Here is a 25,336-nt window from a genome sequence, read left to right on the forward strand (position 1 = left end):
ACCTGGATTGAGGATCCGGGTCGGGCGGGAATACCAGGGCGAGAAGGAGGAACGCCATGTCGCCCATCGAGATCATCATCACCATTGTCGTCGTCCTCGCGGTGATCGCCGCAGCTGTCGCGGTCTGGGCCCTCCTGCGCCGGCGCAACCTGCGCAGCACCTTCGGCCCGGAGTACGACCGGGCCGTCGCGGAGCAGGACAGCCGCAGCGCGGCGGAACGGGAGCTGCGGGAACGTGAACGCCGGCATGCCGAGCTGACCCTGACCCCGCTGGACCCGGCGTCCCGGGACCGGTACGCGGCCGCCTGGGAAGAGGTCCAGGCACAGTTCGTCGATGCCCCGGGGGCCGCGGTCGGCGACGCCGACGAGTTGCTCACCCGGCTTGTCGCCGAACTCGGCTACCCCACCGGCGACTACACCGAGCAGCTGGCCCACCTCTCCGTCGAACACGCCCGTACCCTCGGCCGGTACCGCGAGGCCCACGAGATCAACCTGGCCAACGAGCGGGGCGAGGCGAGCACCGAGCAGCTGCGCCAGGCCCTGGTGCACTACCGGTCGCTCTTCGCCGAACTGCTCGGCGAGCACCCTGTTCGTACCCTGACCCCCACCGAGGCAGCGACTCACTGAGGAGAACCAGCATGGCCCGCACCGACCAGTGGCACGACGAGCGTACCGAGGTCATCACCACGCCGAACAGCCCGGAGCAGGGGTCCGACGGCTACGTGGACCCCGACCGTACCCAGGTGGTGTCCGGGATCGAGGCGCCGGACCGGGACGAACCGGCCCACCACGAGCCGGTGGAACAGCCGACCGCGTTCGGCGCGGCCACCGTCGGCGGCGCGGTCGCCGCGTCGGCGATGGCCGGACCCGAGCGGTTGCACGAGCCGCGCGACCCGCGCGCCGACGACACCGTACGGATGGGTGACGGGCCGGTGGCGGACGAGACCGCGATCGGCCGGGCCGAGCCGGGCGACGCCGAGCCGGCCGACACCACGGGGCCGACCGACACCACCGAGTCCGTTGGCACCGGATCCGTCGACGCCACCGAGGCCACGGCCACCACGGGTACCGCCCCGGTGGCTGCGACCAGCTTCCTCGGAGCCGAGCAGGCGGAGGCGTTCCGGGACCGGTGGCGGGACGTGCAGCTGCGGTTCGTCGACGACCCGCAGGGTGCCGCCGGTCAGGCACGCGAGCTGGTCACCGAGGCGGTGGAGGTGCTCACCGCCGCGCTCACCGCGCAGCGCGACGGCCTCGGCGGCGACGGCACCGACGCGGACGACACCGAGCAGCTGCGGATGACCGTACGCCGCTACCGCGACCTGCTCGACCGTCTGCTGACGATCTGACCTGGGCTCACCCGCACCGAGCTGGGCTCATCCGTCGACCCGTCTGCCCGGCACCGCCCACCCGGTGGTGCCGGGCAGGCGCATATCCCCGCACCCGGCGGGTACTGCCCTCGGTGACGGCACCGACGGGAGGTGGACCATGACGGACCGCGACGACGCACTCGGCCGGGCACCGCTGGAGGAGCAGCCAGAGGTGGCCGCCGCGATCGAGGACGACACGACCGTACCGTCGCTGGTCACCGCACCCGACGACGACCAGTCCGGCCCGGATTTCCAGTCGCCGGGCGGTCCCGGCGGGCCGCCACGGGTGCGTACCGGTGCCGACCAGCCGTGGGATCCGGAGGATCTCGCGATGGCCAAGGGCGGCGACGGCACCCCCGAACAGGTGGACCTGGCCCGGCAGGAACTCGAACGCGACGGTGCGGCGGCGATCGAACGTACCGTGCCGTGAGCGCGCGCTCCGCCGGGCAGCACGGGGCGGGGCCCGGTGCCCAAGATCGGCACCGGGCCCCGCTCAGCGGGCGTGACCAGCCTTACGACAGCGGCGGGTACGCGTTCTGCATCAGCTGACGGATCTGGGCGGAGAACCAGTGCCCGGAGACCGGGGCGTTGGGCAGCGCACCGGTCGCGCTGTTGCCGTTACGTGCGTTGCCGCCGTAGGTCGGGTCGCACATCCGGTCGAAGCCCTTGCCCTCGTCGTTCGGGATCAGGGTGCTGGAGCCGTCCGACTCGCCCGGGGGCTTGATCCACACATAGGCGTCGATGCCGCTGGCCGGCGCGGCGGTGGGCCGCTCACCCAGACCGGCACCGGACTGGTTGCACCAGTTGCCCTTGTGGATCCGCCGGTCGATGCGCGACTGGTTGATCCGGGTGTTCAGATCGCTGGCATTGCTCGGGCCAGTCGGCCGGGCCGCGCCGCCCCACCCGTTGCGGGAGGTGTCGATCAGCATACCGACGCTGGAGGAGAAGCCGGCCTGCACCAGCCGCTGCCGGAACGCCTGCGCGAACGACAGTTCGTCGTTGTAAAGGTTCCAGTCGATCCAGGACGACGGGCGGGTCGTGCTGTCCACCGTGATGTACGGCTCCCGCAGCGCGGAATAGTTGGCGGTGTTCGTGATGAAGCCGTGCACGTTGGCGAAGGTCGAGCCGGAGGCCTGCGCGGCCTGAGCGATGATCTGCGCGGACGGCCCGAAGTTGTCCTCCCAGCCGATCCAGCCGTGGTGGCCGGCGTCGATGTAGTTGTAGACGTTCGGCACCGAGCCGAGCTGCGCCAGCGCGTAGCCGACACCGTTGACGTAGTTGCCGTTGGCCAGCATCACGTCGCACTCAGGGGTGGCGGTGGGGCGGCTACCCACGTTGGTCACCAGGTTCGGCAGCGAGTCGATCTCGATGACCGAGACGATCCGCAGGTTGCGGTACTCCGCCCGGTTGAGGATCGACCGGATCACGTCGATGTACTCGGTACGGTAGCGGCCGATCGCGTCCGGCGGGAGCTCGCCGTTGGAGGCCAGCGCGGCGCAGTCGCGACCGGGCAGGTTGTAGATGACGACCTGGAAGACCAACGGACGGCTGCCGTTGGCGGCGTCCTGCCGGAGCGCCTCGTTGAGGTGGTCGGCCAGGCCCATGTCACCGGTGGTCGGGCTGTTGTTGCCGTGGATCGCGCTGGTGCGGTCCAGCCACACACCGGTCGGCTGGTTCGCGATACGGCTACCGCCCGGCTCGGCCGCGACGTTGGCGCTCCAGATCGGGTTGACGTAGACGTCGGCACCGACGTACGGGTTGTCCACTCGCACGCCCGGGTTCGGCGGCGGCGAGGTGGGCGGCGCGGTGGTCGGCGGGGCCGTCGTCGGCGGCCGGGTCGTCGGCGGCGCCGTGGTCGGCGGGGCCGTCGTGGGCGGCGCGGTGGTCGGTGCGCCCGTGGTCGGGCTGGTGGTGCCGGTGCAGGCGACGCCGTTGAGCCGGAAAACGGTCGGCGCGGTGTTGGTGCCCGAGTAGCTCGCGTTGAAGCCGGGGTTCACGGTGGCGTTGGTGCCGAGGGAGCCGTTCCACGCCGCGTTGCGAAGGGTCACCCGGGTCCCGCTCTGGGTGAACTCGCTGTTCCAGGCCTGGGTGACCCGCTGGTTACCCGAGTAGTCGAACTCAAGGTTCCAGCTGCTGAGCGGGTCACCGAGGTTGGTGACGGCCAGGTTGGCGGTGAATCCGGTGTTCCACTGGTTGACCGTGTAGGTGACACGGCACCCGGCTGCGGCACTGGCCTGCGTGGCCGCGACGACGAGCACACCGGAGCCGAGCACGACCGCAGCCGCAGCGGACAGTCCGCGACGCAGCCGCGAACGCCCAGCGCCGCGTAGTGGGTTGAAGTTCATGCGGAGTTGTCTCCTCGCGACGTAACTGGTCACCGACACTGCTGGTCGGGACCGTGGTGAGGTCGGGTGCACCACCTGTCGTCACCCGGACGACTCGGCGGGCGCGATCGCCGACCGGAAATCCCGGTTGCCCTCGGCGACCCACTGTGCTTGGCTGGCTCCGCTGCGCCAATCGATCATCATCATGTCATGGGAACGCTCCCACCGCAACCGTCCGGAAACCCGATGGTGATGACCCCGCCATCTGGCATCGATCCCGACAGCAGCCGACGAACCCGGCGGAACCGATCGGGTGGTCAGCCGTCGCGGCGCGGGGCGGTGCGGCCGACAGGGGGCCACCAGCGCAGCCAGCGGTCGACCCAGCCACGACGGCGGAACCGGACGCACCGGCCCGCCGGGCACCGCGCACAGTCGGTCCCCCGCCGGTAGTGCTCGTGGGCGGCGCGCGGATGACCGCACCGGCACTCGTCAGTCCGCATCCGTGGGGGCCTCCCGTCCCATCGACCTCGGCGGTCCGGCAGTGGCGTGACCCGGGTCACTGCCCCGCCCCATGACCGAAATATCCGCCATATCAGGTTGTTGACTCCCGGTGATGGACCGCTAGTCAGTCCGGGCGGCTCGCGAACGGCCCCGCGTCGCCTGGTGTCCCGCACACCCTCCCCACCCCCCGGAGGACACCAGCATGTCCGTCTTCACCGACACCCGCCAGTCGCCACCCGACGTCGCCACCGGCGGCAGTGGCCGCCCCCCGACGGTCGGCGTGGTCGTCCCCACGCTCAACGAGGAACGCAACCTGCCGCACGTCTTCGCCCGGCTCCCCCGCGACCTGGCCGAGGTCATCGTCGTCGACGGCGGGTCGGTGGACCGCACCGTCGAGGTGGCCCGGCGACTCTGGCCGTCCGTACGCGTCGTCCAGCAGACCCGTACCGGCAAGGGCAACGCGTTGGCCTGCGGCTTCGCGGCCGCGACCACCGACATCGTGGTGATGATCGACGCCGACGGGTCGACCGACCCCGCCGAGATCCCCGCCTTCGTCGACGCGCTGCTCGCCGGCGCGGACTTCGCCAAGGGTTCCCGGTTCCGCTCCGGCGGCGGCAGCCACGACATCACCCCGCTGCGCCGGCTCGGCAACGAGGGCCTCAACGGCATCGTCAACCTGCTGTTCGGCACCCGCTTCACCGACCTGTGCTACGGCTACAACGCCTTCTGGCGCCGGGTGCTGCCGGCCCTGGAGCTGCCCGACCCGGGCACCCCGGCCCCGAGCGACGGGGCCAAGCTGTGGGGCGACGGGTTCGAGATCGAGACCCTGATCAACGTACGGGTCGCCGCGCACGGACTGCGGATCGCCGAAGTGCCCAGCGTCGAGTACCTGCGCATCCACGGCGAGAGCAACCTCAACACGGTCCGCGACGGCACCCGGGTGCTGCGCACCATCCTCAGCGAGTTCCGGCGCGAACGTCGTCGGCGGCGTACCGCGCCTGTCCCGAACGCGACCACCGCACCGGCCGTCGCCTCGATGACGGAGGAGGGCTGAGCCATGCGCACACCGACCGTCAGCGTCGTCGTACCCACCCACCACCCCGACCGGCTCGCCGGCCTGCACGCCGCCGTCGACTCGGTCCGCCGGCAGGACCCGGCCCCGAACGAGATCATCGTCGTGGTCGACCACCACCCGGCGCTCGCCGACCGGATCACCCGGGAACTGCCCGACGTCACCGTGCTCGCCAACGCCTACCAACGCGGTGTCTCCGGCAACCGCAACACCGGCGCCGAACACGCCCACGGCGAACTGGTCGTCTTCTGCGACGACGACGTCGTCGCCCACCCCGGCTGGCTCGCCGGGCTGGTCGCCGCCTTCGCCGACCCGTCGGTGATCGGCGCCGGCGGCGGCATCGCACCCGCCTGGCAGCAGCGGCAACCCGACTGGCTTCCCGACGAGTTCCGCTGGGCCGTCGGCGGCTCGTACGCCGGCCAGCCCGACCGCCCCGGCCCGGTGCGCAACGTCTGGTCCGCCAGCATGGCCGTACGCCGGACGGCGTTTCGCCAGGCCGGCGGCTTCCGCACCGGGTTCGGCAAGGTCGGCGACCGGGCCCGCCCCGAGGACACCGAACTCTGCCTGCGGATGAGCGCCGTCACCGGTGGCCGGTGGTGGTACGTACCGCAGGCGGTGATCTCCCACGGCGTACCCGCCAGCCACAGCACCTTCCGGTACTTCCTGCGGCGGTGCTTCGCCGAAGGACGCGGCAAGATCGCGATGGCCGCGCTGCTCGACGGCGCGCCGAGCCTCGGCGCCGAACAGGACTACCTGCGCCGCACCCTGCCCCGGGCGCTGCGCCGCGAAGCCGGCGCGGCAGTTCGTGGTGCCGCTCGCCGGCACGCCGCCGCCCGCCGGCACGCCGCCCGGGCCGGCGCCATCCTGGCCGGTACGGCCGCCGCCGCAGCCGGCGCACTGACCGAGACCGCCGCGACCACCCGACCCATGATCGGAGCCCAGCGATGAACCCACGCATCCTGCCGCCGACCCCGGTCGCCACCCCCGGACGCATCCCGGCCACCGTCGTCGACCTGGACCTCGCCAGCCGGCTGCCCGACATCCTCGGCGTCGACGAACACGGCCGCCGGGTGGAACGCGCCTGGCTGCTCGTCCGCCAGTTCACCCAACCGATCGGCGCACTGCTGCTCGACGTACCGCCGCAGGGGCTGACCGGGACGGACCTCGCCGCCGCCATCGACCGGGAGATCCCGCCCGCGACCCGACCCGAACCCGGCTACCTGGCCCGGCGTGCCGAGGTCCTCGCCGACGCGCCGTCAATCACCGTCGTCGTCTGCACCCGGGAACGCCCCGACGGCCTGACCCGCACCCTGGACAGCGTCCTCGCCCAGCAGTACCCCCGGTTCCGGGTGCTGGTCGTGGACAACGCCCCGGTCAGCGACGGCACCACCCGGGTCACCGCCGAGGCCGCCACCCGGGCCGCCGTCGACGGGCGCGCCGAGGTCGACTACGTACGGGAGCCCCGCCCCGGGCTGTCGCACGCCCGCAACCGGGCGCTGCGCGCCGCCGGTGGCGAGATCCTCGCCTGGATCGACGACGACGAGATCGCCGACCCGCACTGGCTCGCCGAGGTCGCCCGCGCCCTCGCCGACCACCCGCAGGCCGACGTCGTCACCGGCGTGATCGTGCCGGCGCAGCTGGCCACCGACGCCCAACTGTGGTTCGAGCAGTACGGCGGCCACAGCAAGGGCCGTGGCTTCACCCCCGACGTCTTCTCCCCGGCCACCGCGCACCGGCAGAGCCCGCTCTACCCGCTGCCCCCGTTCGGCGCCGGCGGCAACATGGTCTTCCGGCCCGGCGTGCTCGAACGCATCGGCGGCTTCGACACCGCACTCGGTGCCGGCACCCCGGCGATGGGTTCGGAGGACACCCTGGCGCTGATGCAGGTGCTGCTCGCCGGCGGCACCGTCGCCTACCAGCCGAGTGCCCTGGTCTGGCACTACCACCGACCCGACCTGGCCAGCCTGCGCAATCAACTGGTCGGCTACGGCACCGGCCTCACCGCCGCCTACACCAGCCTGCTGCTGCGCGACCCGGGGCTGATCCGGCCGCTGCTGCGGCTCGCCCCGACCGCGCTGCGGGACACCTTCGGCGGTGGCGACCGGCTGGCCGGGCTGCAGGCCGACTTCCCCCGGGAACTCGTCGGCGCCAACCGGCGTGGGCTGGCCCGCGGCCCGTTCGCCTACCTGCGCAGCCGGTTGGCCGACCGGCGGCTGCGCCGCCGCCACCGGGGCATGCCGTGACCGCCGCCGTCGCGCCGACCACCGCCGTCGCGCCGACCGCCGGCACCACCGCGACGGCGGTCCGGCGGCCGGCGCTGATCCGCAGCGCCGCCGCGTTGATGACCTCCACGGTCGCCAGCGCCGGCCTCGGCTTCCTGTTCTGGGTGGTCGCCGCTCGCTGGTTCGCGCCGGAAGCGGTCGGCCGGGCGTCCGCGGCGGTGTCGGCGATGGCCCTGCTGGCCGGGCTCGCCCAACTCAACCTGATCAACCTGTACGCGCGGTTCCTGCCCGGTGCAGGGCGGCACACCCGGCGACTGGTCCTCGGTGGGTACGCCGCCTCGACGGCGATGGCGGTGCTGCTCGGCACCGGTTTCCTGGCGCTCGGGCTGGGCAGCGGCATCATCGGGCCGGCACCGGCGCAGCGGCTGGTGTTCGTCGCCGCCGTCCTCGCCTCGGCGATCTTCTTCATCTCCGACGGGGTGCTCACCGCGCTGCGCCGGGCCGGCAGCGTACCGGTCAAGAACGTGATCGCCTCCAGCGCCAAACTGGCGCTGCTGCCGTTGCTCGCCGGCACCGCCGCCGGTGACGGCATGCTGCTGGCCTGGACGGCACCGATGCTGGTCACCATGCTCGGGGTCAACTGGTGGGTGCTGCGCCGGCTGGTCCCGGCCCACGCCCGGACCGCGCCGGCGGCCCACGCCCCCGCCCGCCGGGAACTGCTCGGCTTCGCCTCCGCCGAGTACGTCAACGGGCTGCTCACCAACGCCGTCGCGTTCCTTCCGCCGGTCCTGGTGGCCGGCGCGCTGGGGGCGACCGCGAGCGCCTACTTCTACATTCCGTGGACCATCGGGGTGGCCGGCAGCACCCTGCTGTGGAACGTCGTCACCTCGTTCGTGGTGACCGCCGCCAGCGATGCATCGGCCGCCCGCGCCCATGTCAACCGGGCGTTCCTGCTGGTGGCCGCAGTGGTGGTGCCCGGCGCGGCGGTGCTGGGCACGGCCGCCGGCCCGCTGCTGGGGCTGCTCGGTGGCGAGTACGCCGCCGAGGGTGCCGCCACGCTGCGCCTGGTCGGGCTGTCGCTGCCGTTCACCGGAGTCATCCTGCTGGCCTGCGCGTTCGCGATGATGGAGAAACGGATGTGGCCGGTGGTGGGCGTGCAGTCCGCCGGCATCGCCGCATTCCTGCTGCTGAGCTGGTTCGGTTTGCCCATGGTCGGAATCATCGCGCCAGCGGCGGCGCTGTGTATGGCGCAGGCCGCAGTAGCTGTCGTGCTCCTCCCCGGCCTGGTACGCCGCTACCGGGCGACCACCGACGTAGCCGACGCCGGCACCGTCGCACCGAACTGGGCGGCACGTCCCGCCCGCACCGAGACCGCTACCACCGTCACCGGAGGTGCCGGATGACCGATCTCGCCCTGCGTCCCGTCCACCCGCCGACCGACTCGGCCGCAACCGCAACCGGCCCGGCCGGCCCTGCTGCGGCTGGCACCATCACGGGCGGCACCGCTGCAGGCGGCGTCAGCACGGCCGGCACCGCTGTGGGCGGCACCGCTGCGGGCGGCGCGGTCGGCCCGCGTACCGCCGACGACGCCGCCGCCGCACCGACCGCCGCGATGGCCGGGCAGGCGTACACCGGGCTGGCGGTCGCGGCGCTGGCACTGCTCGGACTGGCGGTCGGCGGGCCGCTGCAGGCCCCGGCGGCCGTCGCGTTCGCCGTCCTCGGGCCGGGTGCGGCCCTGCTCAGCCACCTCACCGTACGGCCGACAGCGACCCGCTGGGCGCTGACCGTACTGGCCAGCCTCGCCGGGTACGCCGCCGTGGCCACCGGGTCGGTCTGGGTCGGCTGGTGGCAGCCGCAGGCGACGGTCGCGGCGCTGGCCGCGGCGGTCGCGGTCGCCTGCGTGACGGCGCTGGCCCGGATCCGCCGACAGCGGGCGGCCGGCCGCCTCACCTCGCGCGTGGCCCGATTGGCGGCCGGCGGCCCCGTGCCTCGGTCGGCAGCCGCCGTACGGCCGTTGCCGGCGCACGCACGGCCGTTGCTGGCGCACGTGGCGGTGCTCGGCATCGCCGTCGCCCTGTGGTTGATCGCCCTGACCCGTACCGACCTGGGCGAGGTGGGCGGTTTCGGGCTACTCGGCACCATCAGCCCGGTGTGGGTCGCTGCGCTGGCGGTGACCGTCGGCGGGTTCGTCACCGCCCTCGCCGGCCTGCGCCGCGACACCGGCCTGCGCCGCCAAACCGAGCTGCGTGGCGACACCGGGCGGGGCGTGGCGGCGGCCGGCTACCTGGTGGCGCTGGTCGCGCTGCTGCACGGCACGACTCCGCTGCTGCTCGACGAGCCGCAGTACGCCTGGACGTACAAGCACCTCGGGGTGATCGAGTACCTCGCCGCCGGCAACCCGGTCGGCGCCGCCCAGGACATCTACCAGCAGTGGCCGGCCCTGTTCGCCGGTGCCGCCCAGCTCGGCGCGGTCGGCGGGATCGCGCCGGCGACGCTGGCCGACTGGTCGCCGGTCTTCTTCAACCTGGCCGCCGCCCCGGTGCTGTACGCCATCGCCCGGACCCTCTCCGGTGACCGGCGGGTGGCGTACCTGACCGTCTTCGGTTTCGTCGCCGTCAACTGGATCGAGGAGGACTACCTCTCCCCGCAGGCCCTCGGTTTCCTGCTCAGCCTCGGTGTCCTGCTGGTCGTGCTGACCTGGCTGCGCACGCCGGGCGACGGGACAGGGCGTCAGGGCGGTGGGACAGGGCGGCCGGGTCAGGGCCGTCGGGTGCCGGTCGTACCCGTGCTCGGGGTGCTCGCGCTGCTCGCGGTGCTCACCGCCGCCCACCAGCTGTCGCCGTACCTGGTGGTGGCGCAGGTCGCCGTACTCGCCGTGCTGCGGCTGATCCGGCCCCGGTGGCTGCCGCTGGCGATGGGCGTGATCGTGGTCGGCTACCTGCTGCCCCGGTTCGGGTTCGTGTCGGAGTCGTTCGGGGTCTTCGACGGGTTCGACATCTTCTCCAACGCGGCCGGCAACGCCGACGGCTGGGGCTCCACCGGGCAGGCGTTCTCGGCGATCGTGGTCCGCACGTTGGCGCTGTCGGTGTGGGCGCTGACCGCGCTCGCGGTGCTGTCGTACCGGCGGCGGCTACGGACCGTGCTGGTGCCGGCGTTGCTGGCGGCCACACCGTTCGTCCTGATCGCCGGGCAGAGCTACGGCGGCGAGGCGATCTACCGGGTGTTCCTGTTCTCGGCACCGTGGTGCGCGTACCTGATCGCCAAGGCACTGGTGGACCGGGCCGACCAGTGCGCCCACCGCCTGGCTGGTCGCGCCGGGGCGGCGCCGGGCCGACGGTGGCTGGGCCCGGTCGCGGCGGTGACGTTGGCGGTGGCCCTCACCGGTTTCGCGCTGGCCACCGTGCAGGGCCGGCACGGTCAGCTCGTGGTGGACCGGCAGACCTCCGACGAGGTCGCCGCCGCCCGCCAGCTGTACGCCACCGCCGAGCCGGGTGCCACGATCGCCGTCGCGACGTCGAACTTCCCGAGCCGGCTGACGGCGGCGTACCCCGAATTCAACACCGACGTGCCGGCCGGCGAGCCGGACCTGGTGGTCGGTGCGCAGCTCCGTGGCGCCGCACTGGACGGCGAGCACCTGCCGACGATCGAGGAGTTCCTCCGGTCGTTCGACGGTGCACCGGCGTACCTGGTGGTCAGTGACGGGATGCGGCGCCAGGCGGACTACTTCGGGTACTTCCCGCCCGGGTCGCTGGACCGCCTCGAGCAGCTGCTCGACGGCAGGGACGGCTGGTCGGTGTTCCAGCGCAGCGCCGACGTCACCGTCTACCGCTACACCGGCTGACGCACCGCCCCGCCACCCTCACCTCACCCCCAAGATCCCGGCGATCTTGCAGAAATCGCGAGCATATGTCCATGATGTCCATCGATAAGTGCAAGATCGCGGGGATCTTGGGTCAGGCGGGGGCGTAGATGGCGACCCAGTCGACCTGCAGGTTCACCACGTCCGGGGTGGTCTCATCGGGGCAGGCCTCCCAGGTGTGGCCGCAGTACCAGGCCTGGGACTGCAACGCCAGCGCCATCGGCTCACTTGGCACCACGTCGCCGGTGAGCGTCGCCCACGGCGCACCGTCAAGGGTGTAGACCAGCTTGCCCGGGGTCCACTCCAGCCCGACGGTGTGCCAGCGGGTGAAGTCCCCGGGGACGCTGCGTTCGACCGGCGCACCGGTGACCGGGTGCAGGACGCCGTACATCCGGTCCCGGCCCTTGCCGTTGTCCTCGGCGATGTCGATCTCCGGCGGGTAGACGTTGTCGCCCGGCCAGAGCAGCAGGGCGTACGCGATCCCGGTGCCCTGGTCCATCCGGAACCGGATGTCGTAGCGGCCGTAGGTGCGGGTCAGCGCCCACCGGTTGGAGATGCCGCCGGTGACGTAGAGGTTGTCCCGGTCGGCCTCCCGCCAGCCGCCGATGGTCAGCATCCCACCGCCGACCGAGACGTGGCCAGGGTCGAACCAGCCGCCCGGGTCACCGTCGGGTTGGCCGGAGTAGGCGAACCAGTCGTCGCTCAACGCACTGCCGGTGAAGTCGTCGACGAAGATCTGCCGCCAGCCGGGCAGGTCGCCACGGGGCAGGGCCACTCCGGACGGGTTCATCGTGCCGGCTCCTTGCGACGCGGTGGGCGGTGGACCGGCCGGCGGCACGCCCGTACCGTCGGTCCGGGGGTCGTCGGCGGGCCCGGTGCCGTGCCGCAGCAGCGGCACCGCGACGCCGAGGGTCAGCACCACGGCGGCGAGCAGCACGGCGACGGCCAGCGGGGCCGCGCGCCGCGGCCATGGTCGCCGCCGCCAGCCCGGTCGCCGCCAGCCCGGTCGGTCGCCGGTCACGTCAACTGCCGGCCGGCCCGCCGGGCGACCCGTCGGGTGAGCCGCCACGCCGGCTGCGCCAGCCGCTTGGCCTGCGGCACCATCCGGGGACCGCCGGTGCGGACCAGGTCGAGCAACGCGGCGGCGTCATGGTCGTCGGTGGGCAGCAACCGGGGTACGGCGAGCCGCCGGTCGCCGCGCCGGTAACGGCGTCGGCCGACCTCGCAGGCGTTGTCGTGCCCCGCGCGGCGGACCGCTGCCCGGACCCGCCAGTCGTGGTAGCCGTGCGGGTAGCAGAACGACCGGACCGGCCGGCCGATGTGCTGTTCGAGCCGGTCCCTGGCCATGGTGATCTCGGCGGCGGCCCGCTGCGGGGGCAGTACGTCGAGCGGGTGGTGCCACCACCCGTGCGAGCCGATCTCCACCCGCCCGGAATCGGCCACCTCGGTCAGTTGCGCCCAGTCCAACAGTGGCCCGAAGTCGGCGGCCCACCGTCCCAGCCAGTCGGCGGACTCCCCCAGGTGCCCCACCGACGGGTACAGCGTGGCGCTGGCGCCGGCGGCGTCGAGCAACGGCAACGCGCGGGTGAGAAAGTCGGCGTACCCGTCGTCGAAGGTGAGGGCGACCAGCGGCGGACCCGGCGGGTCGCGGTCGCGGTCGCGGTCCGCGGCGGCGTCGGCGTCGAGCTGATCGAGCGCGGCGCTGAGGCCGACCATCCGGTACCCGGCGTCGGCGAGCGCGGCGAGCTGTTCGGCGAACCGGGTCGGGCCGACGGCGAGCGACCGCAGCGGGCCGGAGTCGATCACCGAGATCGAGTGGTACATCAGCACCGGCAGGGCGGTGACCGTCGGCGCGCCGGAGGCCGTCATCCCAGGGGTCTACCCGCTGTGCGGGGGACAAACACGGTACGGAAGGAAGCGCCGGCTGCGGATGCCCTGGTGGGGGTCGGAGTTCGCCAGGGCACCCGCAGCCGGTGGTAGCCACCGAGAATTCCGGGATCTGAGCCGGTACTTTCGGCTACTTGTCGCAAAGATTACGGCTCCAGGATGGAGCGGTCAACCAGTACGGGTGTGCCGGCACGACCGGTACGGGTGTGCCGGCGTCACCGGCCGGGCGGGACCGCCATCGCCAACGTCGCGCGTACCGCGTCGTACGCCGGTTTCGGCTGGTACTGCTCGTCGTAGATGTTGGCCGCGCCTTCGCCTTCGAACCAGTCGGGCACCCAGGAGTACTTGTCGGTGACGCCCCAGAAGGTGAACGAGTGGCACCGGGTGGCCAGCAGGCAGCCCTGCAGCAGGGTGTTGAAGCCCTGCGCCTGGGCCTGCAACTTGAACACGTCGGTCGGCATCGGCATCCGCACGTCGGCCTCGGTGACGGCGGTCTCCAACCCGAGCGCCTCGAAACGGCGCAGGTTCTCGGCGACGGCGGTCGCCGGCCAGAAGCCGTACTGGGCGCCGAGGTGGCCCTGGATCCCCATGCCGTGCACCGGAACCTTCTGCCGACGCAGCTCGCGGACCAGGTCGTAGTAGGCGGTGCTCTTGGCGCTGATCCCCTCCACGTTGTAGTCGTTGAGGAACAGCTTGGCGGCCGGGTCGGCCCGGTGCGCCCAACGGAACGCGTCGGCGATGTACGACGGGCCCAGTTCGCGCAGCCAGATGGTGTCGCGCAGGTCGGCGTTGTCGTCGAAGATCTCGTTGGCCACGTCCCACTGGTGGATACGGCCCTTGAAGTGGCGGACGGTGTCGGTGATGTGGTCACGCAGGATCTGCCGCAGTTCGGTCGGGCCGATCTCACCCGACTCGACGCCCTCGGTGAGCCAGGCCGGGTTCTGGTTGTGCCAGACCAGGACGTGGCCGCGGACCACCTGCTTGTTGCGGGCGGCGAAGTCGACCAGTTCGTCGGCGGGTCCGTAGTCGCGCTCGCCGCGGACCGGCTCCAGGGTCTCCCACTTCATGACGTTCTCGGCGGTGACACTGGAGAACTGGGCGGCGATCGTGTCGCGGTAGGTGTCGTCCTCGGCGAGCGCGGTCATGTCGACCGCCGCACCGACCTGCAGCTTGTTCCATTTCGCCAGGTCACGCAGGGTCTGCTTGCCGACAGGCGTACCGCCGGTCGGCGGGCCGGCGCCGGGCCGACCAGGGTGGGCGAGAGCAGCGGCACCAGCACCGATCGTGGCCATCATCGCCACGGAGAGTGCACTGGCGGCGAATACACGGGTCGCCTTCATGGCATCCTTCCGGTGGACTGCATGGCGGAAGCGCCGGGGCACACGGGAGCATCAACCCGGGACGAGCGACCGAAACACTCCCGCAAGGATCACGAGTATTTCCGGAACACTTCCGTAAGTTGATGGAAACCTATGGCCAGGCGATGCCATAGTCAACCCTCGATGCCAAGGGGCCAGGGGGGTGGCCCTGCGTCAGTCGACCCAGCCGCACTTGCGGGAGAACCGCAGCAGATGGGCCCGCAGCTCGACGATCTGCCCGCCGGTCAGGTACGGAGCATCCGACAGCAACAGCTCGGTGATCCGCTGCAGGTACTCCGGCTCCGAAAAGATCTCGCACAGCTCGTCGTCGCCGCCCTCGGCGGACGACGCCGATGTCCGGGCCACGGTCGGCGTCACCGACCCGCCGTCCTCGACGATCTCCACGTCGTACGCCTTCGGACCCCGACCACCGTCGATCACCTTGAACGACACCCGGGTGCCGGTCGCGACCCGGATGCCCCGCTGGGTCAACTCACCAGCGTGCACGAAGACGTCGTCTCCGCCGTCGTCCGGAGCGATGAAACCGTAGCCCCGGCCTTCGTCGAACCGCACCACCCTGCCGACACCCATGAGGAACCCCTCCTACCGACCCATCCGCACCACGACCGCTACCACACGTACCTGGCACCATACCAGCGAGGGGTACGGTGCCAGGCACATGCGGTCACATCGACGGATGCCCGGTCAGGTCGGTGTGCACCGCGGGGTGGGCGTGCTGTTGGTGCCGGTGAACGAGGCCAGGAAGCCGAAGCTGGTGTTCGCACCGGCGGCGAGAGCGCCGTTGTAGGACACGTTGCGGGCGGTCACCGACGATCCCTGACTGGTGACCGTCGCGTTCCACGCCTGGCTGACCGTCTGCCCGTTGGCGAACGTCCAGGTCACCGTCCAGCCGCTGATCGCCGCCGCGCCGGCGGTGACCCGTACCTCACCCTGGAAACCGCCCGGCCACTGGCTGGTCACCGCGTAGGTCGCCGTACAGCCGGTGTTGCCCGGCGGCGGTGTCGTCGGCGGCGCCGTGGTCGGTGGCGGCGTGGTCGGTGGCGGTGTGGTCGGCGGCGGCGTGGTCGGCGGCGGTGTGGTCGGCGGGCCGCCCCAGCCGGAGGTGGTGTCGAGCCAGGCGGCGCGGCGCAGCATCCAGTCCCGCAGGTACTGGATCTGACCCTGCCAGGTCGGCGAGGTCGGCGTGATGAAAGGGCCGATCATCCGGGTGGATAGGTTCGGCCACCGCTGGAAGTTGCGTTGCGCCCCGTTCGTCAGCGGTGCGGCGAGGGAGTCGATCCGGGCCTGCAGCGAGGCGTCCGACAGCAGTCCGCGGCGCAGTGACTGCCAGCGCAGCCGGACGTCGTTGACGAAGGCGGGGTCGCGCATCAACTGGTTGAACCAGTCGTTCGCCACCGGCTGACGGATCTGCTGGTACTGCCAGCCGGCAGTCTGGTCGTTCTGGAAGTAGCCGCCGACACCGAATGTCAGGTCGTAGTCCCACAGCGGTCCGGCAAAGATCGGCGTGTCCCGGTCCTTGTAGAAATAGGCGCTGCGGATGTAGGCGTCCATCTCCCGACTCAGCTCGTTGAGGATCATCTGGTCGACGAACGACGGAACGTCGATGTACGCCCGGTAGCCGGTGACCGGATCGGCGAAGTTCGGCGCTCGCAGGACGTTGTGGAACTCCTGGATATGGTTGCGCAGCCAGTCGCGCTGTTCCGGCTGCAGCGGATCCGGATCGGCGACCTCAAGGTAGTTCCAGCAGGTGTTGGTCGGCCCGGTGCAGGGCAGGATCGGTTCCTCGGCGGCCATCCACTCGAACTTCCAGATGTAGCCGCCGGTGATCTTCGGCAGCGTCCGGTCGTCCTCGTCCAACTGCTTCAGATCGAGCCGCTCCTTCGCGTTCTTGATCGTCTCGACGAGCATGTAGACGCCCATGTAGTCGTCGTTGCCGACCGGGGTCGCGTCGGTGTTGCGATAGAACTCGACGAACCGGTAGCGCTGGGCGTGGATCCCCGTCTCCCGACCGAGGTCGTAGACGAGCGCCTCACGGATCAGCGACTTGTCGGGGAACGGTCCGCGCAGCACCCAGTCCGACTGGGCGGGCATGCCGAGCACCGGGTAGTCGGCATCGTCGTCGTTGTCCCAGAACTCGACCCGGTACGAGGTCTTCTCGAACGTCGAGGACGACTGCCCGCGCAGCCGGAACCCGGCCCGGATGGCGACCGTCGGGGTGCCGGTCAACGAGGTGGTTCCGCCGGCCGGGTCGAAGATCATCAGAGCGGAGTCGAAGTACTCCCGGTCGGGCCGGCCGGCACCGTACGAATCGATCACGACCACCGGCAGGTCATGGCTGATGGTGACAGTCCGGGCGACGTACATGGCGGTGCCCGGCGCTCCGGCGGCCGCGCCGCCCGCGAACGCCTGGGCACGCAGCTGGGTGGTACGGGTGAACCGCAACGGCGTACCGGAGTAGAGGCTGGACTGTACGGTCGGCAGTTGACCGTTGGTGGTGTAGCGGATCTGCGCACCGGCGACCGTGGTGCTCAGCGCGACGGAGATCTCGTTCTGGAAGGTGCCGCTGGGCACCGAGAAGACGATGTCGCCGACCAGTTCGTCGGCGGCCTCGGCGGCGGCCAGCTCATCGGCGGCGGTGCGCGCGGTGGCGACCAGTTCGTCGGCCGCGCTGGCCTCGGCGGCGGAGCGGTCGGAGCCGGCGACCGGTTCCGCGCCGCCGGTGGTGAGTGGGAGACGAGCAGCCCGGCGACGAGGGTGGCCGCGGCGGCGGCTCCCACCGCGCGGACGGCCGCCGTCGCTGTCCCGGTGTTACGGGCGGTCAGACGCACGATGCCTCCTGTTCGATTCGACGTACCAGGGTCGGCACCGGGTGCGGCGACGGACCCGACGGCCGGTCGGACGCCGCAGCGGTGTCGCAGAAGTGCCGGCGCAGGGTGCGCCGCCACGGGCCGTCCGGCAGGTCCGGCCGCAGCGCGGCGAGGCCGGTGGCGTACTTGGAGATGCGGATCGGGCGGATGCCCCGGTGCCACAGCAGCCGGTCCACGGCGGCGGCCGCCGCGCTCGACTTGGTCTCCACGACGGCGACCCCGGGCAGCGCCAGGCTGGTCGGCCCGCACTGCCAGCGCAGCTCGGTGTCGATGGTGACCCGGCTGACGGTGGCCGGCAGCAGCAGCGTGCTGCGCCGGTAGGTGGTGACCAGGGTCGGGGTGAGGTCGCCCTCGGCGGTGATCGTCTCGCGGGTGAGCACCTCGTCGACGAAGGCGCGACCGGGTTGGACCGAGCCACGGTCCGACGACCGGTACGGCAGCCGGTGCTTGGTGATGCTGTCCCGGGCACCGTTGATCTTGACTTCCAGCCAGCAGTCGTCGGAGTCCAGGTAGGTCCGGGTGCGCACCTTGAAGCGCCGCCGGCGCCGGTACGCGGCACAGTGGTAGCTGGCCAGCCTCGGGGTGTCGAAGTAGACCGACTCGTAGCGGAACGACCGGTCACCGTCGATGTCCAGCACCCTGGTGTCGGCGTCCAGCTGGCTCAGCAGCGCCGGCAGGGTGGCCAGCGGGACGACGTACATGCGGTCCACTCTGGCCTGCAGGGCGGCGCACTCGACGAGTTCGGGCAGGCCGATCGGGGTCAGTTCGCCGAGCACGGCGACGATCGCCAGGTTGGTCATCGGGTCGCTCCCGCCGGTGCCGGGCTGCCGGTCGCGGTCGGCGCGGTCCGCCGGCCGGCGAGCGAGTACCGCACGTCCACGATCGTGGTCTCGTTGACCAGGTCGAGCCGCTGGATCGTGGCGGCGTGCACCCGGGCGCCGAGCAGTTGCTCCAGATGGGCGACGAGGGCCACCTGATCGGTGACGGCCGAGTCGAGCACCATGATCTGGTGCCGGTAGTGCCTGAGCAGCCGGGGATGGTCGCCGAGGAACATGACGGTGACGATGAGCGCCATCAGGCCGGCGCTGAGCCAGATCGAGGTGGTGCTCAGCGCGCCGAGGATGCCCAGCGCCAGGGCGGAGAAGTAGTAGGCCACCTCGTGCTGGTCCAGCTCCGTCGAGCGCAGCCGGATGATCGACAGTACGCCGAACAGCGCCAGCCCCAGGCCGAGTCCGGCACCGACGTTGCTGGCGCTCAGGGCGCTGGCGACGGCGAGTACGCCGACGTTGACGCCGAGGTAGGCCACGACGAGGTCCCGTCGACGGTGGCGCGGGAAGTACAGCCCGAAGACGAGCAGCGCCACCGCGCCGATGTCGATCGCGAACAGGACGAGCTGCGTCATCTCGTTCGTTCCTCCTGGGGTCGCCGTCGAGGGGGCGGCGGCGGATCGGCGCATGCGGCAGCGCATTTGCGCGTACGGCAGCCGAACACCCTCAAAACTTCCGGTAAACTTTCGGGAACTCTTCCGAAACGGTAGGCATGACATTGATTTACGTCAACGCCTTAGGTCAGGTGTGACCCGATCCGCGCCGGTTCGATCCGATGGCCCCGCCGCGCTGAGCTGGTCAGGAACCGCCGGTGTGCAGATACGGCGCCCAGCGCAGCGGATCAGCCGGGTAGCTCACCCGCAGCGCCTCGACCGCCCGGTGCAGCGCGACCCCGACCGGCAGCTGCGCCAGCCAGGCCGAGTAGAACGCCCCGGCGACCCACGCCGCTGACCCGTCCTGGACCGCCCACCCGGTCGCCACCACGTCCCGGTACCCGACCAGCGAGAAGACACCGGCCAGGTGCAGCGCCTCGTCGGCGAGCAGGTGGTCGCCGCTCGCCGTCTCGCAGGCCGACAGGTACGCCAACTCGCCGCCGACTGCCGACGCCGCCCCGGCCAGCTCCGCCACGGTCAACGGACCGTCCCACAGCTGCAACGCGCTCCGGGCCGGATCCGTGCGGTCCCGCACGGCGTGACAGGCCAGGTGCACGACCGGGTAGCGGGCCAGCGCGGCCAGCAGGCGCGCCCGGGTCACCTGGTCACCGGTCCACCGGTCCGACGCGGGTGGCGGCAGCAACCGGGCCAGGTCCGCCAGCTCCGTGCGTACCGCTGGCAGGTCGGCCCGCCCCGGGGTGCGGGTCAGACCGACGGCGAGCAACCAGGTCGGCGGCCGGGCTGCTGGTACCTGCTCCCGCGCGCGCAGCAGCGCGACGACCGTCGGGGTGTACGAGCTGACCACCCGTCCGGCGACCAGGTCCGCCGCTGGGGTCGGTCGGGCGTTGGTCCGCGAGTGCCGGCCGGCGGCATGCAACGGCAGCAGCGCCAACGGCCCGGTCGGACACCACCACAGCCGAGCCGTCGGCTCCTCACCGGGGACCGCCCCGGTGTGCCCGAGCGCGGTCAGTACCGGCTCGACGACCTGCTCCCACAACCACTGCAGGACGTCGAGCATCACGTGCCGGTCCGCCTCCCACTGCGGCAACGGTCGCCGGTCGTCGCCACCCCCGCGCGCCACCGCCCCCAACAGAAGCTCCGCCTGCTCGACCACGCCGTCGAAGGTCAGCGTCGGCAGCGGCACCACCGTCGGGTCGCCGTCGGCGACGACCAGCAGCGCCTCACAGCCGAACCGGCTGACGTTGACGACCGCCACCGGGCCGTCGGCGGCCGCCGACCGCAACTCGTCGTACGGCAGCGGGGCGAACAGCATCTCGAAGCCGGGCAGCGTGCGGACCTGGGCGAGCAGGTCGTCCCACCGGGTGGCGAGGCGACGGCGACCGTCGGTGGTCGACCTCTCGGCGAGCGGGCCAGCACCCGGACCCAGCGGTCGGCTCAGCCCGGCGCGCACCTGGGACAGCTCGTGATGCAACCCTGGGTCGACCGCGGCGAGCCGGTCGAGGTCGTCGCGCAGCCGCAGCGCCTGGCTCCACAGCAGCGACCGACCCTGGTCGAGCAGCTCGACGGACCGGCGAGGCTGCCCGCAGGCGATCGCGGCGCAGGCCGCGTCGCTGGCCAGGCCGGACCACAACGCCAGCTGCCGCCGCCGGGTGTCGTCGGCCAGACCGTGCCAGGCGACCTGCGGCAACAGCTCGACGGCGGTCGAGAAGGCGGCGAGTGCCTCGGTGTGGTCGCCGCCGGCGAACGCCGCCGTCCCCCAGTGCCAGGCGGCCTTCACCCGTACGCCGGTCGGCGCCGCGCGGGTGTGCGCGGCGGCCCGGTGACTCGCCACGACGGTACGTCGCCGCACCGGCCCCTCGTCATCGTCGCCGTCATCGTCGCCGAAGCGCTCCAGCCGCCGCGCGACGGCCATCCCCAGGTTGTCCAGGATCGCGGCCCGGACGGAACGCTCCGCCGCAGTGGCCGCCACCGCCTCGGTGACCAGCTCGATCGCCCGGTCCAGGTCGGCCGGATCGTCGGCGTACCGGGCCTTGACCTGCAGCACCCCGGCGAGGTTGGACAGGTAGCCGGCCCGGTCCGGATCGGCTGCCGGGGTGCCCGCCACGGCCTCGGTCGCGATCGCCAGCGCCTCGTCGAGATCGGCCGGCCGACCAGCGCGCACGACACCGCCCTGACCTTCGGTCGCCTCGAACCGGCTGAGGAGCGCCAGGGCCAGGTTCGTCAGACATCCGGCCACGTCCGCCAACAGCATCGCCTGCTCGACCGAGTCGGCCGGTGCCGCCTCGATCGCCAACCGATCCCACTCGATCGAGGCGTCGAGATCGTCGGGGTCGCCGGTCCGCTCGAACCGCATCGCCGGCGCGTCGGCCAGGTGCGCACGGTACTGCGCTCGTGCCGGATCGTCGGACGGGACGACGGCCAACGCGTGTCGGAATAGCCGTACGGCAAGGTCTGCGCGCAACGCCCGGCCCGTCGCGGAGAACGCCACCAGCTCGATCATGCCGCGTCGGTCCGCCTCGGCCGCCGATTTCGCCCGGTCCGCCGCATGCGGTGGAATCCGGCGGAGGGTGAGCAGCCAGCCGAGAAAGGACATGCCGAAGGCGATCACGGCGGAACCGATCGACAGTGGACCGATGGTGAGTTCGAGGACGACGACGAGCGCCCCGGCCAGCAGCCCGGCCCGCAACACCAGACCCGGATAGGTGGTCGGCGGGTGCCAGAGCTTGCCATCGGGGATGCCGACTTTCCTCCAGCGGACACGCCAGCGGCGGGAGCCGCCCCATTGGCGGCGGGCACCTATCGTATTCACCGCAGCCACTGCCGCCGATGCGGACAGTCGGGGATGCGACCGACGGAAGGGCGGGCCGATGGCCGTCGAGAGCGGATCACCAGGCGGGGCGGCTCCGGCCGGCGGCCTGACCCCGTACGCGTCGACGGCCGCGTACGAGTGGACCGAACGTGCGTACCGGATGCTGGTCGACGGGCAGTTGCAGGCCCGCTCGTACGACACCGACCGGGTGCTCTCCTCGCACGTGTGGGGGCCCTGCCCCGCTGCGGTCACCAGCTCGACCACCGTCAGGTGCACACCGCCGTCGCCGCCGGCCCCGGCCGGCAGACCGGTGGGCGGATCATCCCGCCCACCCCGCCGACGTTACTGGTGGACGTACCCTGCGGGTGCCGGCACACCCACCCCGACGCCCCGGACGACACCCTCGGCTGCGGCGTCAGCTTCCGGATCGAGATCATCCTGGGATCCGCGTCGTGACCACCGACCCGGCACCGGCCGAGCCGGAAGCGTCGGCGGCGGTCGGGCCGGAGGGGTCGGATGTGGCGCGGTTCCGGCTGCCGGCGGCCGCGCCCGAGCCGGTCAGCGACGCCGAACGCGCGGCGTTCGCGCAGCTCGCCCGCGAATCACTACCGGCGGTACGGGCCAGCGCCCAGTCCTGGCGCAACGGGCTGACCGCCCTGGTCAGCCTGGCCGCCGCCGGAGTCTTCGTACAGGGCCGCTCTGCCACCGCCGACCTGACGACGACCTGGCGTGGGGTGGTCACCGTACTGATCGGCGGCGGTCTGGTCGCCGCCGGTGTCGGCCTCTGGTACGCCCTCGCCGCCGAGGCCGGTGGCCGGGCGGCCCCGCTGACGCTGACCGACATCCACGCCCGGCACGCCTCGGTCGAGGCGTACCAGGTGGCACTGGCCAACCGGGCGGCCGGCCGGCTGCACCGGGCCCGGATCGCCCTCGGGTGTCGCTGGCGGTGCTGATCGCCGGCGCCCTGGTCACCTGGTGGGCCCCGGCCACCCCGGCGTCGACCCCGCCCGCAACGCCCGCCGCCGGGCAGGTCAGCGATCAGGCGCCGCAGACCGCCGGGTAGTTGTCAGCACCCGCTGTCCCACGTGACTTGTCTACTCCGCGTAGCAGGGCGACTCATGCGGCGGCTCCTTTGGGTGTTCCGTACGGTCCGCCGACTTCAGTGAGGATGCGTTCGGCCAGCGCCGCGAAATCGTTAGCCGCGGCTCTGACTGCCGCTTGATGCCCACCGAATGCGCCATCGGCTGGTTTAAGCGCGAAAACCGGTTTGTGAGCCTCGTACGACAACGGCATCAGACTGCGATAGTGCTTGAGCTGGGCAAGACAGTACGGATCCCCGTCCACCGAGGGGGCAGGTTCGCTTATGTCGAGAACGGATGTCCGGTACACCTCTGGGATCCGGGCCATCCACCGCTGATAAGCCTGAACCGGCTGGCCGAGCCGTACGCCGTGGCCCAGCACTACGTAGCCGGCCGGGGTCATCTGACCAGCTGGCAACTTCAGTTCGGCATCCGGGTTGCGCGGGAGACGTGCCCGCCATTCGGCGCGCCAGTTCCGCAGTGCCGGGCCGAGGTTCTGCAGGCCCTGCACGCTGAACAGGTCGGGTGCCAACGGGATCACGACATGATCGGCCGAGATCAACGCAGCTCGGTTGATCGCACCAAGGTTGGGGCCGACGTCGACGAGCACCACATCGGCTTCGGTCCGTCGGCTGGCCCGATCGAGCAGCCGCCAGAAGGCGGAGATGACCCGAAAGGCCCGCTCCTTGCCGTCCAGGCAGTCCGGCCACTGGTTGGACAGCTCGTCCTCGAACTTGGACAAGGTCAGATCGCCGGGGAGCAGGTGCAGCCGGTCATCGACGGCTACGAGGGACGGATCAGCGATGTCACCCAGGCCACGAATCAGCGGAGAAAGGCTGCCGTACACGGTATGGCCGCGTTCGGTGAGTGCCTTGCCGGCGGGCCACAGCTCGACCAACTGTTCCTCGTCCAGGAAGTTGGCCGTCAGGTTCGCCTGCGGGTCCAAGTCGGCGGCGACCACCCGCAAGCCCTTTCCCGCCATCATCCACGCCAGGTGGTAGACCAGCGACGTCTTACCGACGCCACCCTTGTTGTTGAAAAAGGCAATCACCGGTGCGGTCATCGCGCCTCCCTGATGATGACGCCAACGTACGAGGGGTCCGGGGTGAACTCAGGTCGGGGGTTTCCGTTGTCCGACAGTGTGCGCCGGGCGATCTCCAGGCCCGCTCCGAACTTCTGTACGTACCCGAGGCCGGCCGCCGCTTCGGCGAGGATGGGATTACGGTAGTCAGTGACGCCCGGCCGGCCGAAGTTCTCCACGGTGACAGCGCCATAGGGGCCGCCCGGCGAGTAGACCTCGACCCGGTCGTCGTACCAGGTGATCCGCACCGGCGAATTGGTGCCCTCGTAGTTGCGGTGCAGCACCGCATTTCGGGTGAGCTGCTGCAACGCCGCCAAGGGGTAGTCCGCCCGGCGGGCATCGCGCAGGGTCTCGCCGATCTGCACAGATATATGAATGTTCAACTTGATCAGCTCGTCGAGTTCGCGCAGCAGGTCCGGCAGTGCGCCGCTGAGCCGGCGTTCGCTGCTGATCGGAGCGCTCAGGTCGCCGCCCTGCACTCGGAGGAACTGGATGTACGCCCCCGGTAAAAGACGGGTCGGCTCCACGCCAAGGATCAGCAGACCGGCGTTGGTTGGCACGCCCTCTACAGTCGCCAGCCGCAGTGACGCCAGCCGCTGCTCGATGGTCCGGCCATTGGCCGCAAGCACGTCCTGCGGCAGGACGCTTGGCAGGTATTCGCGCTCGAATAGCGTCAGATCAAGGTCATCCAGGGCGGCACCGACTGCGGGGCGACTATCGAATGGCAGGTCGGCAGCGCGCTTACGCTCGGCAAGCCGGCGCTCCTCGTCCGCGGTGGCGATCGCCCGACGCGGTCCCACCCTGATCCACACCTGGCCATTGAACCGCACCGGCGGGCTGGGGCTAGGTTCCACCTCGACCACGGCCACCGCCTGACCGTCGACCTCCAGCCTCCGAACGCTCATGATCGGTGGTGGCAGGATTCGGCCCTGTCCCCGCAGGTCTGCGAGCTCCTGCAGCAGCCGGTCGGTGACGCTCAACCCGGCGGGCCGGCCGGCATCGGTCGCGCCGATGAAAAGCACACCGGAACCACGGTGGTCGGGCAGATCGTTGGCGAACGCACAGATGGCCTGGCAGGCCCGGTCCTTGGTTTCGGCCGTCCTCAGCGACTCCTTACGCTCGACCTGGTCGCTCTCCAGATCGGCGAGCAGCCGCAAAAGTTCGTCCGTGCTTCGCGCCATGTCGGTGAGCCTGCCTTACCTAGCGGCCCGGCTGCCACGCCGGACGGGTTGCGGGTGGGCTGGCCCGGCAAGCCACACGCCAGGCCTCCCCGCTTGGTTGCAGTGCTTCATCTTGCCAAACATCGGCGCAGGTAGTGGTAACGACTCAGCCGGTGCTAACAGCAGGTGACTCTGCTCGAAGAACGGGTGCCCGCAGGGCATACCTGCGCGGGTCTACCTAGCGACGCGGGCACGGTCAGCGGCGTACAGCTCGGTTGAGCCGCTGACC

General features: G+C 71.6%; 22 protein-coding genes. 11 read left to right on the forward strand and 11 right to left on the reverse strand.

All coding sequences use genetic code 11. The features are described from left to right. The first annotated feature begins 56 nt into the window (after nucleotides 1-56). The 3 genes from O7608_RS28015 to O7608_RS28025 all read left to right on the forward strand — a co-directional run bounded on the left by O7608_RS28015 (nucleotide 57) and on the right by O7608_RS28025 (nucleotide 1,796). The gene (locus O7608_RS28015) at nucleotides 57-626 is read left to right on the forward strand and encodes a hypothetical protein (protein WP_289207404.1); all 570 of its coding nucleotides are present in this window, start codon (nucleotides 57-59) and stop codon (nucleotides 624-626) included. A gap of 11 nt (nucleotides 627-637) precedes the next feature. Then, complete coding sequence (locus O7608_RS28020; protein ID WP_289207405.1) at nucleotides 638-1,345, forward strand: hypothetical protein; 708 nt, start codon at nucleotides 638-640, stop codon at nucleotides 1,343-1,345. 139 nt (nucleotides 1,346-1,484) lie between these two features. Beyond that, a complete protein-coding gene (locus O7608_RS28025) occupies nucleotides 1,485-1,796 on the forward strand; it encodes a hypothetical protein (protein ID WP_289207406.1) in 312 nt (103 codons plus the stop codon). Nucleotides 1,797-1,878: 82 nt separating this feature from the next. Here O7608_RS28025 and O7608_RS28030 read toward each other — a convergent pair whose 3' ends face one another. Further along, nucleotides 1,879-3,711 carry a glycoside hydrolase family 6 protein gene (locus O7608_RS28030; RefSeq protein WP_289207407.1) on the reverse strand — a complete coding sequence of 611 codons (1,833 nt, stop codon included), beginning with the start codon at nucleotides 3,709-3,711 and terminating at the stop codon, nucleotides 1,879-1,881. A gap of 682 nt (nucleotides 3,712-4,393) precedes the next feature. On the opposite strand from O7608_RS28030, the gene O7608_RS28035 reads away from it, so the two are divergent. Genes O7608_RS28035 through O7608_RS28055 form a run of 5 tightly spaced genes read left to right on the forward strand, consistent with a single transcriptional unit; the run spans nucleotide 4,394 to nucleotide 11,326 of the window. Then, on the forward strand, nucleotides 4,394-5,245 hold the full coding sequence (locus tag O7608_RS28035) for a glycosyltransferase family 2 protein (RefSeq protein WP_289207408.1): 852 nt from the start codon (nucleotides 4,394-4,396) through the stop codon (nucleotides 5,243-5,245). Nucleotides 5,246-5,248: 3 nt separating this feature from the next. Then, the gene (locus O7608_RS28040; RefSeq protein ID WP_289207409.1) at nucleotides 5,249-6,211 is read left to right on the forward strand and encodes a glycosyltransferase family 2 protein; all 963 of its coding nucleotides are present in this window, start codon (nucleotides 5,249-5,251) and stop codon (nucleotides 6,209-6,211) included. Continuing rightward, on the forward strand, nucleotides 6,208-7,506 hold the full coding sequence (locus tag O7608_RS28045) for a glycosyltransferase family 2 protein (RefSeq protein ID WP_289207410.1): 1,299 nt from the start codon (nucleotides 6,208-6,210) through the stop codon (nucleotides 7,504-7,506). The genes O7608_RS28040 and O7608_RS28045 overlap by 4 nt, the downstream gene beginning before the upstream one ends. Beyond that, the gene (locus O7608_RS28050; RefSeq protein WP_289207411.1) at nucleotides 7,503-8,888 is read left to right on the forward strand and encodes a polysaccharide biosynthesis protein; all 1,386 of its coding nucleotides are present in this window, start codon (nucleotides 7,503-7,505) and stop codon (nucleotides 8,886-8,888) included. Before O7608_RS28045 ends, O7608_RS28050 begins: the two co-directional genes overlap by 4 nt. Continuing rightward, entirely contained in the window at nucleotides 8,885-11,326 is a 2,442-nt protein-coding gene (locus O7608_RS28055; RefSeq protein ID WP_289207412.1) for a hypothetical protein, read from the forward strand. Before O7608_RS28050 ends, O7608_RS28055 begins: the two co-directional genes overlap by 4 nt. A gap of 112 nt (nucleotides 11,327-11,438) precedes the next feature. Here O7608_RS28055 and O7608_RS28060 read toward each other — a convergent pair whose 3' ends face one another. The 8 genes from O7608_RS28060 to O7608_RS28095 all read right to left on the reverse strand — a co-directional run bounded on the left by O7608_RS28060 (nucleotide 11,439) and on the right by O7608_RS28095 (nucleotide 21,727). Continuing rightward, nucleotides 11,439-12,365 (reverse strand): glycoside hydrolase family 16 protein, encoded by a 927-nt coding sequence (locus tag O7608_RS28060; protein WP_289207413.1) that lies wholly within the window; start codon nucleotides 12,363-12,365, stop codon nucleotides 11,439-11,441. Further along, nucleotides 12,362-13,213, reverse strand: coding sequence for a polysaccharide deacetylase family protein (locus O7608_RS28065; protein WP_289207414.1), 852 nt, complete (start codon nucleotides 13,211-13,213; stop codon nucleotides 12,362-12,364). Before O7608_RS28065 ends, O7608_RS28060 begins: the two co-directional genes overlap by 4 nt. A gap of 233 nt (nucleotides 13,214-13,446) precedes the next feature. Continuing rightward, a complete protein-coding gene (locus tag O7608_RS28070; protein WP_289207415.1) occupies nucleotides 13,447-14,571 on the reverse strand; it encodes an endo-1,4-beta-xylanase in 1,125 nt (374 codons plus the stop codon). A 192-nt stretch (nucleotides 14,572-14,763) separates the two neighbouring features. Next, the gene (locus tag O7608_RS28075; RefSeq protein WP_289207416.1) at nucleotides 14,764-15,180 is read right to left on the reverse strand and encodes a cold-shock protein; all 417 of its coding nucleotides are present in this window, start codon (nucleotides 15,178-15,180) and stop codon (nucleotides 14,764-14,766) included. Nucleotides 15,181-15,294: 114 nt separating this feature from the next. Next, nucleotides 15,295-17,181: a CotH kinase family protein gene (locus tag O7608_RS28080; protein ID WP_289207417.1), complete on the reverse strand. Its 1,887-nt coding sequence runs from the start codon at nucleotides 17,179-17,181 to the stop codon at nucleotides 15,295-15,297. Nucleotides 17,182-17,428: 247 nt separating this feature from the next. After that, nucleotides 17,429-18,277: a polyphosphate polymerase domain-containing protein gene (locus O7608_RS28085; RefSeq protein WP_289207418.1), complete on the reverse strand. Its 849-nt coding sequence runs from the start codon at nucleotides 18,275-18,277 to the stop codon at nucleotides 17,429-17,431. Continuing rightward, nucleotides 18,274-18,879, reverse strand: a complete 606-nt coding sequence (locus O7608_RS28090; RefSeq protein WP_289207419.1) for a DUF4956 domain-containing protein — start codon at nucleotides 18,877-18,879, stop codon at nucleotides 18,274-18,276. Before O7608_RS28090 ends, O7608_RS28085 begins: the two co-directional genes overlap by 4 nt. 223 nt (nucleotides 18,880-19,102) lie before the next feature. Beyond that, nucleotides 19,103-21,727 carry a CHAT domain-containing protein gene (locus O7608_RS28095; protein ID WP_289207420.1) on the reverse strand — a complete coding sequence of 875 codons (2,625 nt, stop codon included), beginning with the start codon at nucleotides 21,725-21,727 and terminating at the stop codon, nucleotides 19,103-19,105. Nucleotides 21,728-21,952: 225 nt separating this feature from the next. On the opposite strand from O7608_RS28095, the gene O7608_RS28100 reads away from it, so the two are divergent. The 3 genes from O7608_RS28100 to O7608_RS28110 are packed head-to-tail and all read left to right on the forward strand — an operon-like array spanning nucleotide 21,953 to nucleotide 22,790. Continuing rightward, on the forward strand, nucleotides 21,953-22,183 hold the full coding sequence (locus O7608_RS28100; protein ID WP_289207421.1) for a hypothetical protein: 231 nt from the start codon (nucleotides 21,953-21,955) through the stop codon (nucleotides 22,181-22,183). Then, the gene (locus O7608_RS28105; protein WP_289207422.1) at nucleotides 22,180-22,680 is read left to right on the forward strand and encodes a hypothetical protein; all 501 of its coding nucleotides are present in this window, start codon (nucleotides 22,180-22,182) and stop codon (nucleotides 22,678-22,680) included. Before O7608_RS28100 ends, O7608_RS28105 begins: the two co-directional genes overlap by 4 nt. Continuing rightward, on the forward strand, nucleotides 22,662-22,790 hold the full coding sequence (locus O7608_RS28110; RefSeq protein WP_289207423.1) for a hypothetical protein: 129 nt from the start codon (nucleotides 22,662-22,664) through the stop codon (nucleotides 22,788-22,790). Before O7608_RS28105 ends, O7608_RS28110 begins: the two co-directional genes overlap by 19 nt. A gap of 53 nt (nucleotides 22,791-22,843) precedes the next feature. Here the strand turns inward: O7608_RS28110 and O7608_RS28115 are convergent, their stop codons facing one another. Continuing rightward, entirely contained in the window at nucleotides 22,844-23,869 is a 1,026-nt protein-coding gene (locus O7608_RS28115) for a ParA family protein (protein WP_278117885.1), read from the reverse strand. Further along, nucleotides 23,866-25,068, reverse strand: coding sequence for an RNA-binding domain-containing protein (locus tag O7608_RS28120; RefSeq protein ID WP_278117887.1), 1,203 nt, complete (start codon nucleotides 25,066-25,068; stop codon nucleotides 23,866-23,868). The genes O7608_RS28115 and O7608_RS28120 overlap by 4 nt, the downstream gene beginning before the upstream one ends. Nucleotides 25,069-25,336: the final 268 nt, after the last annotated feature.

This window comes from Solwaraspora sp. WMMA2056, assembly GCF_030345095.1.
Taxonomy (GTDB): domain Bacteria; phylum Actinomycetota; class Actinomycetes; order Mycobacteriales; family Micromonosporaceae; genus Micromonospora_E.

What these genes read in the sequence shown, in the direction of transcription:
- O7608_RS28015 (WP_289207404.1), top strand. Translation starts at nt 57, where the DNA reads ATGTCGCCCATCGAGATCATCATCACCATTGTCGTCGTCCTCGCGGTG.
- O7608_RS28020 (WP_289207405.1), top strand. Translation starts at nt 638, where the DNA reads ATGGCCCGCACCGACCAGTGGCACGACGAGCGTACCGAGGTCATCACC.
- O7608_RS28025 (WP_289207406.1), top strand. Translation starts at nt 1,485, where the DNA reads ATGACGGACCGCGACGACGCACTCGGCCGGGCACCGCTGGAGGAGCAG.
- O7608_RS28030 (WP_289207407.1), bottom strand. Translation starts at nt 3,711, where the DNA reads ATGAACTTCAACCCACTACGCGGCGCTGGGCGTTCGCGGCTGCGTCGC.
- O7608_RS28035 (WP_289207408.1), top strand. Translation starts at nt 4,394, where the DNA reads ATGTCCGTCTTCACCGACACCCGCCAGTCGCCACCCGACGTCGCCACC.
- O7608_RS28040 (WP_289207409.1), top strand. Translation starts at nt 5,249, where the DNA reads ATGCGCACACCGACCGTCAGCGTCGTCGTACCCACCCACCACCCCGAC.
- O7608_RS28045 (WP_289207410.1), top strand. Translation starts at nt 6,208, where the DNA reads ATGAACCCACGCATCCTGCCGCCGACCCCGGTCGCCACCCCCGGACGC.
- O7608_RS28055 (WP_289207412.1), top strand. Translation starts at nt 8,885, where the DNA reads ATGACCGATCTCGCCCTGCGTCCCGTCCACCCGCCGACCGACTCGGCC.
- O7608_RS28065 (WP_289207414.1), bottom strand. Translation starts at nt 13,213, where the DNA reads ATGACGGCCTCCGGCGCGCCGACGGTCACCGCCCTGCCGGTGCTGATG.
- O7608_RS28070 (WP_289207415.1), bottom strand. Translation starts at nt 14,571, where the DNA reads ATGAAGGCGACCCGTGTATTCGCCGCCAGTGCACTCTCCGTGGCGATG.
- O7608_RS28075 (WP_289207416.1), bottom strand. Translation starts at nt 15,180, where the DNA reads ATGGGTGTCGGCAGGGTGGTGCGGTTCGACGAAGGCCGGGGCTACGGT.
- O7608_RS28085 (WP_289207418.1), bottom strand. Translation starts at nt 18,277, where the DNA reads ATGACCAACCTGGCGATCGTCGCCGTGCTCGGCGAACTGACCCCGATC.
- O7608_RS28090 (WP_289207419.1), bottom strand. Translation starts at nt 18,879, where the DNA reads ATGACGCAGCTCGTCCTGTTCGCGATCGACATCGGCGCGGTGGCGCTG.
- O7608_RS28115 (WP_278117885.1), bottom strand. Translation starts at nt 23,869, where the DNA reads ATGACCGCACCGGTGATTGCCTTTTTCAACAACAAGGGTGGCGTCGGT.
- O7608_RS28120 (WP_278117887.1), bottom strand. Translation starts at nt 25,068, where the DNA reads ATGGCGCGAAGCACGGACGAACTTTTGCGGCTGCTCGCCGATCTGGAG.